The organism is Halalkalicoccus jeotgali B3 (assembly GCF_000196895.1).
GTDB classification, from domain to species: Archaea; Halobacteriota; Halobacteria; order Halobacteriales; family Halalkalicoccaceae; genus Halalkalicoccus; species Halalkalicoccus jeotgali.
This window is the reverse complement of the sequence record NC_014299.1, coordinates 295,745-309,482: the sequence shown is the minus strand read 5'-3', so window position 1 is coordinate 309,482 and position 13,738 is coordinate 295,745. Positions and strand designations below refer to the sequence as shown.

At 52.7% G+C, this 13,738-nt stretch carries 12 protein-coding genes; 9 read left to right on the top strand and 3 right to left on the bottom strand.

All coding sequences use genetic code 11. The annotated features are described in order from the left end of the window. Positions 1–120: 120 nt before the first annotated feature. The 9 genes from HACJB3_RS17845 to HACJB3_RS17815 all read left to right on the top strand — a co-directional run bounded on the left by HACJB3_RS17845 (position 121) and on the right by HACJB3_RS17815 (position 8,409). Positions 121–1,359, top strand: a complete 1,239-nt coding sequence (locus HACJB3_RS17845) for an MFS transporter (RefSeq protein WP_008413701.1) — start codon at positions 121–123, stop codon at positions 1,357–1,359. A gap of 1,328 nt (positions 1,360–2,687) precedes the next feature. Next, entirely contained in the window at positions 2,688–3,662 is a 975-nt protein-coding gene (locus HACJB3_RS19375; RefSeq protein ID WP_081461388.1) for a transcription initiation factor IIB, read from the top strand. Positions 3,663–3,859: 197 nt separating this feature from the next. Beyond that, entirely contained in the window at positions 3,860–4,234 is a 375-nt protein-coding gene (locus tag HACJB3_RS19370; protein WP_008413705.1) for a winged helix-turn-helix domain-containing protein, read from the top strand. Beyond that, positions 4,231–4,512: a DUF7521 family protein gene (locus tag HACJB3_RS20920; protein WP_049934763.1), complete on the top strand. Its 282-nt coding sequence runs from the start codon at positions 4,231–4,233 to the stop codon at positions 4,510–4,512. The genes HACJB3_RS19370 and HACJB3_RS20920 overlap by 4 nt, the downstream gene beginning before the upstream one ends. Before the next feature lie 371 nt (positions 4,513–4,883). After that, positions 4,884–6,308: a cytochrome ubiquinol oxidase subunit I gene (locus tag HACJB3_RS17835; protein ID WP_008413706.1), complete on the top strand. Its 1,425-nt coding sequence runs from the start codon at positions 4,884–4,886 to the stop codon at positions 6,306–6,308. Beyond that, entirely contained in the window at positions 6,301–7,302 is a 1,002-nt protein-coding gene (gene cydB / locus HACJB3_RS17830) for a cytochrome d ubiquinol oxidase subunit II (protein ID WP_008413707.1), read from the top strand. Before HACJB3_RS17835 ends, cydB begins: the two co-directional genes overlap by 8 nt. Then, complete coding sequence (locus tag HACJB3_RS17825) at positions 7,302–7,553, top strand: hypothetical protein (protein ID WP_008413708.1); 252 nt, start codon at positions 7,302–7,304, stop codon at positions 7,551–7,553. The genes cydB and HACJB3_RS17825 overlap by 1 nt, the downstream gene beginning before the upstream one ends. Positions 7,554–7,729: 176 nt before the next feature. Next, a complete protein-coding gene (locus tag HACJB3_RS17820; protein ID WP_049934827.1) occupies positions 7,730–8,080 on the top strand; it encodes a MarR family transcriptional regulator in 351 nt (116 codons plus the stop codon). Between the two features lie 2 nt (positions 8,081–8,082). After that, the gene (locus HACJB3_RS17815) at positions 8,083–8,409 is read left to right on the top strand and encodes a type II toxin-antitoxin system PemK/MazF family toxin (RefSeq protein ID WP_238532934.1); all 327 of its coding nucleotides are present in this window, start codon (positions 8,083–8,085) and stop codon (positions 8,407–8,409) included. A gap of 537 nt (positions 8,410–8,946) precedes the next feature. Here the strand turns inward: HACJB3_RS17815 and HACJB3_RS17810 are convergent. The 3 genes from HACJB3_RS17810 to HACJB3_RS17800 form a co-directional block, all read right to left on the bottom strand. Then, the gene (locus tag HACJB3_RS17810) at positions 8,947–9,660 is read right to left on the bottom strand and encodes a succinylglutamate desuccinylase/aspartoacylase family protein (protein ID WP_008413711.1); all 714 of its coding nucleotides are present in this window, start codon (positions 9,658–9,660) and stop codon (positions 8,947–8,949) included. Between the two features lie 489 nt (positions 9,661–10,149). Beyond that, on the bottom strand, positions 10,150–11,001 hold the full coding sequence (locus HACJB3_RS17805) for a hypothetical protein (RefSeq protein ID WP_008413712.1): 852 nt from the start codon (positions 10,999–11,001) through the stop codon (positions 10,150–10,152). Positions 11,002–12,257: 1,256 nt separating this feature from the next. Continuing rightward, a complete protein-coding gene (locus tag HACJB3_RS17800) occupies positions 12,258–13,583 on the bottom strand; it encodes a cytochrome P450 (protein WP_049934761.1) in 1,326 nt (441 codons plus the stop codon). Positions 13,584–13,738 lie beyond the last annotated feature (155 nt).

The window sequence follows — 13,738 nt, the reverse complement described above, 5'->3', positions numbered from 1 at the left end:
ATGTAACCCTCGAACACAATATGTGTGATACGTAACGTAGTTATGTCAATCTCAGGAAAAATTGCGGTTGAAAGGCCTTCCCGATTTCCGCGTAATACCTACTGACCATTCCATCGATTAATGACTATCCGAACTAACAACACCAACTCAGACGAACCCTCCGTTGATGAACCACGACAGAAGAGCCAGTCGACGTGGGGAATCGTCGCTGGCGCGAGTCTCATTTCGACAGGGCTAGCTGCCTATGAAATCGTCCCCGCGAGTGTCACCCCCGTCATTCGTGACTCGCTGCATATCGGCCCGACAATCGCGGGGTTTCTCGTCGGGATTATGTTTGGCACTGCAGTGATTGCAAGCCTTCCGGCTGGAGCAATTCTCGACCGAACGGATTCAAGAACCGCGATGCTATTCGCCGTTCTCACACTGTTCGTTGCCGGAACGTGGGGCTGGGTCGCTGGGCATCATGGTGACTATCGATCTGTGATTGCATCGCGAGCACTCGGTGGGGTCGCGTATGTTGTCGTCTGGAACGCTGGCATCGATATCGTGAGTCGGGCTGCGAACAGTGAAAATCGAGCGACAGCTGTCGGTATCTTCACCGCAAGTGGTCCGATCGGGTTTGCGCTTGGCCAAGGGACCGGCCCGCTGATTGCGGAGCGATTTGGATGGCCCGCAATCTTTCTCGCATTTACTGGGCTCACGTTTGTTGGCTTAGTCGTGTTCTGGCCAGCAAGTCGCGGGTTTGGAACGAGCCGAGGAGAAGCGCCTTCGATTCAGGAATTCGGTGCGGTCCTCCGCAATCGGAGTGTCTGGTCCATTGGGCTGCTCGGGTTTCTGGGGTATGCGCTATACCTGTTCGTGAATAGCTGGGGGTCGTCGTATCTCACGGTAGAACTGGGATTCTCACTTGCAATAAGTGGCCTCCTGGTAGCTTTGTTCCCGGCGATCGGTGTCGTCTCCCGAATCAGTAGCGGGCTCATCTCTGATCGTGTCTTCGGCGGTCGGCGCCAACCCATTGTCTTAGGATCCTTTGGGGTTGCTGCTCCGCTGGTGTTAGTCTTTACTCGATTTCGGTCACTCCCACTACTTGTTGCTCTCCTGCTCCTCACTGGATTTGCGGTCCAGCTAACGCTGGGCTTATCCTTTACATACGTCCGGGAAGTCGTCGATCCGCGGGTCGCGGCGACAGCGGTCGCGTTCCAAACGAGTATTGGGTTGGCGGGCGCGTTCCTTGCGCCGATTGCAGGCGGCGTTATTGTTGATGTGGCTGGATTCGACACGGCGTTTGTACTCGCTGGCATCCTCGCTCTCTGCGGGATAGTGGTCGCCTGGCGAGCACCTGAACCAGCGCGATTGTAGCAAAATTCCCACCCCGAACGGTGTCAATACCCGATAGCACGAACACAGCCACAACGACATATCCCGGTCGCCGCTGAGCCTCACTTGGGTCGCCTATCCCGTTCGAGAACCGCTTGTTGAACTCACTCTCGCGCTGTCTGGAATGCTTGGGAGTACCCGCCGTCACTACCGAGGTGTTTGACACCTAGCAGTTCAATAATTCAATCAGTCTGACATCGGCGGCGTACCTGCTCCGGATTTGGCACTCAGGGATGTGCATCCCAGCAATGCAGTGCATGATTTCGTGGGGTGTCGAATCGGGCTCGCATGATCCACACTCGTAGGTCGTCTCAGGCCAGCATTCCGCGACGAACATCGCTGTCACCGTCAACCCGACTGGATCTGGTGCTTTGACTGTCGGACGTAGTCGTACCCGATCACCGTCCGTCGACGAAGTGCCGACCGCGCCAGTCGTTTTGGTCTGTCATCCGGAAGACACACCCAGCGAATGAACGTACCTTCCGAGTCCTTCGCCGATGGCTGGAGTTTGAACCACTGGTCGTTGTCGTCGTGGAAGAGATACTGCTCCGTGACTTGATTCTGGAGATAGCGTCGGTTACCACGACCGAGAATCAGTCGAAAACCGACGGATGGCGATCCTACTCGGAAGGATACGCTGTCGTCCGGAATCTCGAGTTCTATGAACGTCCGCGGGTGTAGGCCTTGCTCTGGGTCCGAACATTCGGGGACACCCCGATGATTTTCGGTGTACTTGCATTTACCGTCGGTGCGGTCAGGCACGTCTACGTAGCTCGGGCGATAGAAAGCGTCAGGTAATCGCGTAGCGGACGCTCACCGGCAGTTTTGAGATTGCACTCAAAACGGAATCAGCGATCGATCATCTCGTTTAGCGGATCGTTGCCAACCGCCTCCTGGTGTCATACTTTTATGCAGCATTGAGATATCGATAGCCAGTCTCCAAGACCGCCGAGGTGGCGCAAGACTGCTCGTCACACATGCCTATTCGAGCCGCTCCGAACCCGATGGGAACGTCGAAGAAGTCAAGCAGCGAATACAGCGCAAGACGGCGCCGCTTTTGGCTAATAGCTCGAACACCGTATTGAGTGAGAGAGAGGTGTTGGCTAGTCGACCCATGCGCCATTAGCAAGCTTACTATAATTTATTGATATAGTTCTGTTGTATCATACTGAGACGTGAGTAGGGAATCAGTATCGTCGCTCCTCAAATCGACGGATTCCCAGCGTTTGGGAATCCGCCCTGTTTTCTTGAGTATCTCTCTCACAGTATTAGATCGAAGACGGCACAACCAGCGTCGAACTCCAGAAATCATGACTAACACTGTCCCTACAATCATCGATGACCATGGCAAGGAGGCATCCTCGAATTCACTATCTCAGTCGGCCTCAGTGTGTCCAGAATGTGATGGACTTGTCATTCAGGACGATGAGCATGGTGAAACCATCTGCGAGGACTGTGGCTTGGTTCTCGATACTGATGTGGTCGATCATGGTCCGGACTGGCGTGCATACGATAGCAAGGAGCGTGATGAAAAAAGTCGGATTGGTGCCCCAACAACACAATTGATGCATGATAAGGGGTTGAGTACAATGATTGGTTGGCGAGATAGGGATGCATATGGGCACGCGATATCAGAGCAAAAACGAGCACAATTACAACGCCTTCGCCAGTGGGACGAACGGTTTCGAACGAAGGATGCACACGAACGAAATCTCAAGCAGGCATTCGGCGAGATTCGTCGGATGGCCTCCGCTCTTGGTTTGCCTGATCCCATTCGTGAAACTGCTGGTGTGCTCTATCGACGAGCTGTTGAAGACGACTTGCTTCCCGGACGATCCATTGAAGGGATGGCTACAGCATCGTTGTATACAGCGGCCCGACAACATTCGACACCACGGACATTGGCAGAGCTCGAGACTGTAAGTCGAGTTAAGCGACTCCGTATACAGCGTGCCTATCGATATTTGTCCCGTGAGCTTGGCCTACGAATGGAACCAGTGGATCCACTTCAATACGTTCCACAGTTTGCCTCCGAACTCAATGTGAGTGATGAAGCAACACGTCGGGCTCGGGACCTGCTCACAACGGCAAAAGCGCAGGGGGTTCATAGCGGTCGGAGTCCTGCTGGGCTTGCCGCTGGTGCTATTTATGCAGCTACTCGATTAACAAACGAGCAAGTCACACAAGAGACTGTACGAGCTGTAACTCACGTAAGTAGAATGACGATCCGAATCCGCTATCAAGAGTTGCTCGAGGTGTATGGTGCAGAAGGGCACAATGCGTGATGACGCTCAATAGAGGTAAGCACGAAATGTACCGCCTTCTTCTGAGAACGACGAAGATGAGTGGAAAGAAATCGACCGAAATGCTCTCAAACGACGGGCTGTCTACGCGCTGTGAAATAGAATGGAAGCCACTCTCTGTACTTTCTGGTATGCGCCAAACCAAGCAGTATATGCGACAGAATATCTGGGAATAATCAATGGGACGTAGTTCAGCGTCATCAGCGGATTCACCATCTCTGCAAGCGATTCTTGATGCGTTGGACGACGCTGATTGCCGAACGGTCCTTCGTGAAACAGCACAACCTATGACCGCAACTGAACTCAGTACCAGATGTGATATCGCCCAGTCAACCTTATATCGAAAATTAGAACTTTTGAGTGATGCATCGCTCGTCCGTGAGCGAGATACGATTAATCCGCAAGGGGGACGAACCACACGATACGAACGAGACTTTGATAACGTGATGATTTCGATAGAGAGTGATGATTTCTCAGTAACCGTGGACCGTCCTTCCCGAAAGGCCGATGAACGACTCGCGGATATTTGGTCTCAGATGGGTGATGAATTATGATATGGATCGGCACCGCAGTCGTCGTCATGAAGACAGTAATTTTACTATTGGGGTCTGGCATCACCTATATCGCATATAAAGCGTACCGTCGGACTGGTGCGCCCTCACTGCGGGCACTCGGTATCGGATTTGGTGTTATTACACTTGGTTCACTACTTGCTGGAGTAGCTGACCAACTTCTATCGGTTTCGTTAGAGATGGGTGTCTTGATTAACAGTGTTCTCGTCGCGATCGGGTTCGCGATCATTATGTATTCCCTGTACCTCGAACGCACATAGTCCAATTAATAACATGTAATTCTCACATGTATATATCGCTAGTTCCGAGATCGGAGATATATAGCTGGGTATTGATCATATCCCTTTTCCCGTTCTCTAAATACGCAAAAACCTCCCTCCTTTTTCGTTTCTGACTGCCTAATAGGCCTGTATCTATAGGGCTCTTACGCGGATTCCAATTGATTAGGAATCCGCCGGTGATTGATCTACGCTGGTATCCAAAATATCGCTGATGGCGCAACGATACATTCTCCCACTTCCTCAATCGGGAGCAGCCATGGATCCCTCTCCTTTGAGAGTCTGGGGTCTCACTAACATTCCGTTGTGCATAGTAGAGCCTTCATTGGCATACCATCAAGACGGTGATACCAATGCTTGATCCGGTATTGGCGAGTCGGATCCAGTTCGCTCTTACAGTTATCGTTCACATCATTTTTCCGGTAGTGAGTATGGGACTTGCGCCGTTTCTCATCTACTTCACGTGGAAAGATATTCGTTCGGACAAGGTAATCTACGAGCAGCTCCGTCGATTCTGGACGCGAATTTTCGCCGTGAGCTTTGCTACTGGAACCGTGACCGGGCTCGTCCTTGAGTTCGAATTCGGGACGAACTTTGCTGCCTTCTCGAAAACTGCCGGTGAGCTATTCGGGGGACCACTTGCACTCGAAGGAATGATGGCGTTCATGCTGGAAGCAACCTTCCTCGGTATCTTCGTCTTCGGTCGAGAGCGGGTTTCTGACCGATTGTATTTCTTATCGAGTATTGCTGTTGGTCTCGGGACGTGGCTCTCGGCAGTTTGGATCCTCATCGCGAACTCGTGGATGCAGACCCCACGTGGATTCGAAGTCGTGATGGAGGATGGCCAGCCGATTGTCCATCTCGTCGATCCGATAGCAGCCTACCTGAATCCCCGATTCCCCTGGATGTTCGTTCATATGCAGAACGCGGCCGTTGAATCAGTAGCCCTTCTTATGGCTGGTATTGGCGCCTACTACGTCTTCAGACATCACATCTGGGGGTATCCGATTGACAATATCGAGTTCTGGGAAGCGACGCTGAAAATCGCTCTCGTCGTCTTGGTCATCACGGCACCGCTCCAAGCGATTCATGGCGATCTCTATGCCCGCCACGTCGTTGAAACCCAACCACAGAAGTTCGCTGCAATGGAGGCGATCTGGGAGACGGATTCATACGTCCCTGAATATATCGTTGCTTTTCCAACGAGTATTCAAGATCTCTTAGACCCGCGAGCGAAGGAGATCTTCGGACTTGGAATTCCAGGTGGTGCCTCATGGCTTGCCAGTGGTGGCGATCCACAAGCAACGATTCAAGGCCTCAATGAGTTCGAAGGCCCACAGCCACCTGTCGCCATCGTCTTCTGGTCATTCCGAATCATGGTTGCTCTTGGGTTCTGGTTCATTTTGCTTGCGTTCTGGGGCGTCTACCGTTGGTGGCGCAGTGAGCTGTACGAGGATGATCTCCTCCACAAGGCGCTCATGCTCTCTGCGCCGTTAGGACTCCTAGCTGTCGAGCTTGGATGGATCGTCACGGAGGTCGGCCGCCAACCATGGGTTATCCAAGGTGTAATGAAGACAAGTGATAGTGTCTCACCCGGGCTTACAGGTGCCGAGGCGACGGCAACTCTCGTCGGATTCGCGATCGTGTATCTCGGCTTGCTAACGCTGTATACATACGTTGTTGTGCGTATCATCCGTGCCGGTCCGCCGGACGGAGACGAACTCACGACGGCGGAGAGTTCGTCACCGCCACAAACCGAGGTGAGTACGGATGACTGACGTTGGCACCCTCGCAAGCGACACGCTGTTTGGGCTCCCACTGGCCGATATCTGGTTTGGACTCGTATTTTTCATCCTCGGGATGTTTCTCTTTCTCGATGGGTTCGACTTCGGTGTCGGGATCCTATTTGCAACTCGAGACGACAAGCACGAGCGTGAGCAGTTGCTCGCAGCTATCACGCCGTTCTGGGACGGTAACGAAGTGTGGTTGGTTGTGTTCGGCGGCGCATTGTTCGCAGCCTTCCCAGCTGTGTATGCGAATCTGTTCAGTCGCCACTACTTGCTGATGTTTGCTATTCTCGGGGCACTCATTCTCCGTGGTCTTGCACCTGAGATGTACGAACAGCGTGAAGACGAACCCTGGCAGCGGTGGTGGGGACGAGCGTTCATCGTCGGAAGTTTCGCAGCACCGTTTTTACTTGGGATATTCCTAGCGAACTGGTTGCTCGGTGCAACAACCCTTATGACGCTACCAGGAATTATCGTGGGGCTGACGGTCGTCACACTGACTGTCGTTGATGGCGTCGCATTCCTTCGATTAAAGACGCGTAACGAGTTGCGTGACGAGTTCAAAACGGATGGCTATCGAGCACTTGCACTCTATCTCATTCTAGTCGTACTGACGCTGAGTGCCGTGTATCTTACTGCCCCTGAATTACGCTCGGCTTTGCTATCGCTCTTAGTTGTAGGCCTTGTCGTCGTAAATCTCGTTCTTACTGGAATCTATGCGGTAGCAACACGCTCTGATCGCTACTATGTGGCATTTATTGCTGGTGCAGGGCTCGTTTTTACATTAGTTAGTATCATTGCCGGATTGATGTATCCGGCTATTGATCGTGTTGAGGGACTCACTGTTGGGACAGCTATTGTTTCACCGCTACCGCTGAATATTATGTCAATTGGGGCTGCGCTCTTGTTGCCGTTGATCTTCCTCTACTTTGGCGTCCTTTACTCGGTGTTCAGTGGTCCAATAGAGGCAGATGAGTCATACTAATGAATGACAACAACAAGGCGATCGACAAGAGTAGCAACGCATCAACGCCCCGTCTCAGCTCGCGGATCTTGATAACATGGGTTGAGCTGATGATCGTTGGAATTGTCGGTGGTCTAGTTGGCACTACTATCGGCGGCGCTCCAGGATTTATTGTCTCTCTCACAACAACCCTGCTTACAGTAGGGATTATCTTCTACAACGTAAACGAACTCATCAAAGATTGGATACAGGCTACCCAGGAGACATCTTGATAGGTTCGGAAATGCCACAAAAAGTACGTTGGGTAGTTCGGTAGAATCAAATAGAATTACTAGTACCTACTAAGAAATATCATATTTCCAAAGTCTATACTGCGATACTGTAGTAGTGATATCGATGACCCAATGACGAGCAAGTGCTTATGACACTAGAGACACTACTGACAGACATGCCAATCGATATTGAAACGTTCACTGACGGCAGCAGTGAGGAGCTGACCGAGGTTACGAACGCTGAAAAGGTCGTTCGATTCCTCTATCGGAACAACGACAAGGCCTTCACACCCTCCGAGATTGCAGAAGGGGCCAGTATCAAGAAGAGTTCGATCGGGACTGTTCTCCGTCGGCTACAGGATCGGGAGCTAGTCCAGCACAAGGGTGACTACTGGGCGATCGGTGATGAGCAACGAGTCCACGATGCGTTTCGATTCCATCGGACGATAACGGATCTGGATGAGCGGTTCGGTGCAGAGGATCTCGACGAATGGCGTGAACACGCTGCTGAAGACCCATCCGGATGAGTATGCAACGCGGAGACGTTGTGCTCGCAGCGGACCCGTTCAAAGATGAGAGCACAACTGGCCGCCCGTTTCTGCTCATCAATCGAGCAGAGACACCGTTTCACGGTGAACAGTATATCACTCTTTCACTGACGACGCGAACGTGGCATGACGAACGAATCGTACTCCTGGATGAGCACTGGCAAGAAGGAGGTGCCCCTAAATCGAGTTCGATAATGCCGTGGTCGGTAAATTCAGTGAAGACGGAGTGGATCACCGATTGGCAAGGAAGGCTCACCGAAGAGATCGTCGATCAGGCTGTTGCTCTGTTGCGAGAATACGTTGAGTGACACTGGCTTGAGATCGATGTCCGTTCACCGATAACGATCACAGCTTAGGGAGCCTACAGTTGTGTTCCAACGGTGTACCGGTAGTCTGGGAGACCGCGTCGTCGGGATCGGCGCCCTCATCGGGTCTCTCCTCGGATGGTGCGTCCAGACCCTGGGTTGGGTCTTCGATGTCGGTGTTCGTAGATGTGATCCGTCTTCACTACTTTCCGACACCACAGATATCTCAAAAATCCTCGTATTATCGTTGTATAGTGTATCGTCGACAAAGCGCATAGTAGCCAGCTCCAAGAGTAAGTGAGACCCCATAACAGACGACAATAAAGGGCACCCAGTAGAGTCGGAAGCCAAAATTTCGAACTTTGGGGAGGATATCTCCGATGACCGTCATGCAGACAAACAGGACGTATCCCGGGACTGCAAGCGGGGAAAATAATCGCGAGTCAATATCGCTCAGAGCAAGCGGAAAGACCAACAGCGCGAAACTTACCCAAACAACAGGCGCGATGACGAGCTTTCTGAGAGTAACGCGTTCACCCATCATGCAGTTCGCTGGATCCCATTCTGGTCGAGCAGTTGTTCGGTTATCGTCGTGGTCCACCGAAGTTGCGTCTCAAGATCGAGCAGGAACTCCGTCGACTCAATGAGAAAGCCTGGAGCGCCTATATCGCGCTGGACCTTCTGAATAAGCATCCCAGTGTCCCGGTCGGTATCGTGAATGTCCGCCATTGTAAACCGATGAAATCGCATCGTCCGAGGCACGTAATTTTCGTTCATATAATCGACGACATATTCTGCGGTATCGATTGCTCTGTCTCCATGTGCTTCCGTCAGGAGAAGTACTTGCCCAATCCACCGATGATGGGTATTGAATAGCCCGCGAGAACGATGGAGATCGATCACGACGTCTGGATCGGTGTCCTCGACGACGCCCCAGATCGCACGAGCGAGAGCGCTTTCAGGTTTCTGTCCGCTGGGAAATAATCGGTTGAGGTCGCCATCCGGTCCTTGGCGGCTGTTTCGTTCGATAGCGACGATATTGGCCAGCGGGATCACAAGTAATCGACCCGCGTCGAGCTCCCAATTCGTGGCGTTGGCCGCAACCCGATAACCGTTGACCTCATTGCCGTGCATCCCGCCAATAATCACCGCTGTCGGACCCTCCTTGGGGCCGTTGACTTCGTAGACCTCCGTCTCGCGGTTGGTTCCTTTCATGAGGGTCTTGACGATTCGATCCTGATTGAGCGCGTCCATGGCGCGTTTGAGTGAACGCTTCGGGGAGTGTTGGCATGATCGAAGTGCCGCCACACCGGCAAACAGTGCGCCAGTCAGGGTGGTAGCCCCGACTGGAAGGAGGGATCGGTATCTCACCAGTAGAGACTTCAGTGTGAGCTTCAATAAGACTCCCGTAGTTCAGTTCTCATTGGAACGGTTGTCTACTAGGGATTGGTTTACTCGAAACAGATAGCAGCGGCAACAGAAGTATACTGACGCCATCGTTGAACAGAGGATTCCGCTACTCGATACTGGTAGAAATGACGGGTATAGACAGGCCGAGTCTCCATGGACAGCCGTTGTCGAGAGTGGAACCTCTCAAGGGGGTCCTTGGCTAGAGCCGTCACCAGCCGTTCACGGGACGTACCCGCTAGTAATCGTACCGTCCAAACAACCGCTTGCGTGGGGACTGGATAAGTTCTTGTTAGAGCGTTAACCCGTTCTCACGGGGATTAGGGCCCGGGGACATCACTCGCCACCGACGTCAGCTGTCTCCGGAGAGTCCGTCTCGAGTGTGGTCTCACCAGGAATCTCGGACTCTTCAGGAAGGACGACGCGCCGTTCCTTGTATGAGAGCCCGTCCTTCCGACGATTCTTCTGTTTAACGTAGAGCCTGCCTTTCGTGAGATCGGTGAGTGCATCGATCGTTCGACTGGCAAGCTTCTGGCTGTACTCCTTGCTCACGCCCGGCTCGTTGTGGCGAAGCCACTGGGCGAGTTCACCGGCATCGATGTATTCGCGCACCCCGTTGCAACCCTTGTTCCAGAGCCTACTCTGGGTTTGTTCGTGATCCTGCCAGACCTCTGCTGCAAGTCGCATGGGCTTCGATGAAGCGGCCGAGTGAAGCATATCATCATCCATCCGTGCGAGCTGCTGAATAGGGAGCAGATCGCCTGGCGTGAGTGCTGGTTCGCCGCCGCGGTTGAGAGGATCCTCACCACCGGGAATGCGGGCGTACGTGGTGCCATCGTCTTTGGTGAATCTTTCGAAATTATCAGCGGTGATCTCGAAATCGTTCTTGTGCGGATAGACGTTCTCCCAGCGTAGGTGCGCGTTTTTCTCGAGCTCACGTTCCTGGAGTTCTCGCACCATCTCACGAGTGTTGCCCGTTTTCTTTCTGACGGCATTTAGAATAGTGTCCTGCTCGGCGACCGTGTTTTCGAGATCGTCGATCCGATCTTCCTTCCGTGTGAGTTCGGTTTCAAGCTCATCGACACGGTCGGTGAGCTGCTCAAGACGATCACAAACGGCTTCGAGTGTAGAATTGTCGGCCGTCGGTCGATTGGTAGCGATACTCTTGGTCGTAGTAGTGTCGGTCATTGGAAAGAGAGTGAGAGTGAGACGGTCAGGCCTGTCTCGTGGCTAGAGAACGGTACAGACGCGTAGCTCGTTGGTGAGGACTCGCTAACGAGCAGCAAGCCTCTCAGTTTGTAGTGAGCGCTGTCGCTGTGGGAGTGTCCACTCATTCTCGTATGGACTACTCTTGGTGGGCGTGAGCGCTCGTTCCTGGTGCTGGGCGTCTGGCTCGCTGGAGCTCGCCGATTGCTGGGTTGGGAGGTGACCCAGCAGTCTCAGCCTGGGTGTAGTGGAGGTTCTCTCTTAGCGAGCAATCTTTGTTCTGAGAGACGCTGCGGCAGGTCTGACAGCAGTGTGCGCTCGGTGTTTCGAGATCGGCGAACGCAACGCGCGTGTATTCTGTGTCGAGCGAACAGTTGCACAGTGGTGTCCGCTGCTCGTCGTCGCATTCGATATGGTAGGTAGTGTTTGTGAGTTCTGGTAGGTCAGCGGTCGGAACGAGTGCTACTGGCCCGTCAGTGATGGCTGATCCTTCGCTTGGCGGGCTTGTTTGGATCGTGTGGACGTCCGAAAGGATGAGAGCCCCGTCGTTTGAGTGTGCTGTTGTCGTAAGATGTGCTGTAAGGAGGTGCTCACTGTATCCGAGTGTCGGTGAGGAGATGGTCTGATAGGCACAATCGGGACAGGAGGGCCCTGTGAGTGTGTAAGCTGATGCGTCCTCTGGACAGATTGCAAGCAGAATACAGCGATCGTCGGCGTCAAACGGGTGATCGCAATGAGTGCATGTCGACCCGGTTGGGAGGTGAGTGTCAGCGAACAGTTGGGTGAGGCTGGTGTCGATCTCGACTCGCATTAGATCGTCTCCTCCTTGATCAGGTGGTCTGCAGGCTGTGCTAGATGGTCAGCTGGTACCGTGAGAAAGCATTTATTCTCAGGGCTTCGTGGTGTGATTGGCGTCATGTGTAGTGGATTGTGATCCGTTCGGTCGCACACTATTCGATACACTGACGTCCTCCGTCACTACAGAAGCAGTCGTCCGATATTCACGGTCCTACGGTGATGGTCGGACACTGCTTCCGAACGGAGTTAGACAGCGAATTCCCATGTGGTCAAGATTGATTTTTGACCTTCTCTGGTTGTGATTTCTCTGTAGATGGAGCAACCGCTGGAAGAGATATAATTGCATGGACGTTCACACCGTGAAACACCCTGCAATAGCCACGCAATCAAAGCATGACAAATTAACTGTTACATCCCCCTCATTCGTTCGTAGATGGATATCATTCCTCTCGTGGCTGGACTGTCATTGGAATTCCATTCTTTGACTGAGTAGTGATCTGGGGCTCTAGTTCAATGTCTGTTGTATGGTCAGCGGTAAGCTGGAAGTGCTGTCCAATCGTCGCTAGTACGATTTTCGCTTCCAACAGCGCAAACTCTCGGCCGATACACGTTCGACGTCCTCCTCCGAACGGGATATATCCGAAGTCGTGTATTTCGTCCTCTAAGTCGTCCTTCCACCGGTCGGGCTGAAATTCTGTGGGATTCGCATAGATAGTCGGATCACGATGTGCATGAAGTACAGCTAGATGGACTTCTTCGCCTTCTGGTACGTGGAATCCATCAAATTCGACGGGCCGTTTCGTCCGGCGGGGAATCGTATGGACAGGCGGGAACAACCGGAGTGTTTCTTTAACGATCCGCTCTGTGACCTCTAACTCTGGGAGATCATTGAACGTCGGTGTCCGTCCATCAAGCACCATATCGAGTTCCTGATGGAACTCCCGTCGAATTTCGGGATCATCAGAGAGGGAGTACCATGCAAATGCGAGAGCTACCGCAGTGGTTTCGTATCCCGCAAAGACCATTGTGACGAGCTGATCCTCGATTTCTTTCTTCGAGAGACCTGCATCCGTATTGTGGACACGACGAAGCTGCGAGAGGATATCCTTGCTCTCTGTGAGTGATTGTTCGCGATTGTCTGCAAAGATGGCTCGAACTTCCTCACGAAGCCGGGATTTGGACTGCTTGAAACGGCGACGAGCAGGCGTTGGGATCCAGTTGGGGAGCATCCAAGATGAAGGTACGAACCAGTCGTTAATCCCGTCAGCAGCCTCGCGAAGCTCAGCATCTTCGCCGGGTTGTACTTCACGGCCGAATAGAGTCGAGAAGAGGATCTCAAAGGTCAGATTCTTCATTTCGGATTCGATATCATGCGTTTGTCCTTCATGCCACGTCTCAAGGCGGCGCTGCGTACACATGCTCATCTGATCGGCAAAATCCATGATGTGGTCCCGATAGAATAGCGGTTGGAGGGTGTTCCGTTGTGTGCGCCACTGTGAGTCATCAGTGGACAGCAACCCGTTTCCGAATGCTTGCTGGTAGTCCTCGGTTTTGGTGAACGAATCGACCTCTGCCACGAGAACGTGCTCGAAGTACTCTGGATGGCAGAGTGCATAGATGTCGTTTGAACCAGGAAGCTCCATTCGATAGGCGTCGCCACACTCCGTCGTTGCATCGTCGACGAACTCAAACGGGCCACGAGCAAATCGGAGTGCGTGACCGACTACAGGATGACCAGTAGGTGTTGGCGGAAGCGGAGAGGCCATATTACAGGATCATATATGCTCACATGTAAACGCTATTCATCAGTACCCCTCAATAACTGCCCCAGAGACTATTATACGTGATATTATCGCCAGATAGCAATTCTTATTCTGCCGTCGGTGTCCAGAGTCGAACGCAGTTATAGAGAAATGGTGGG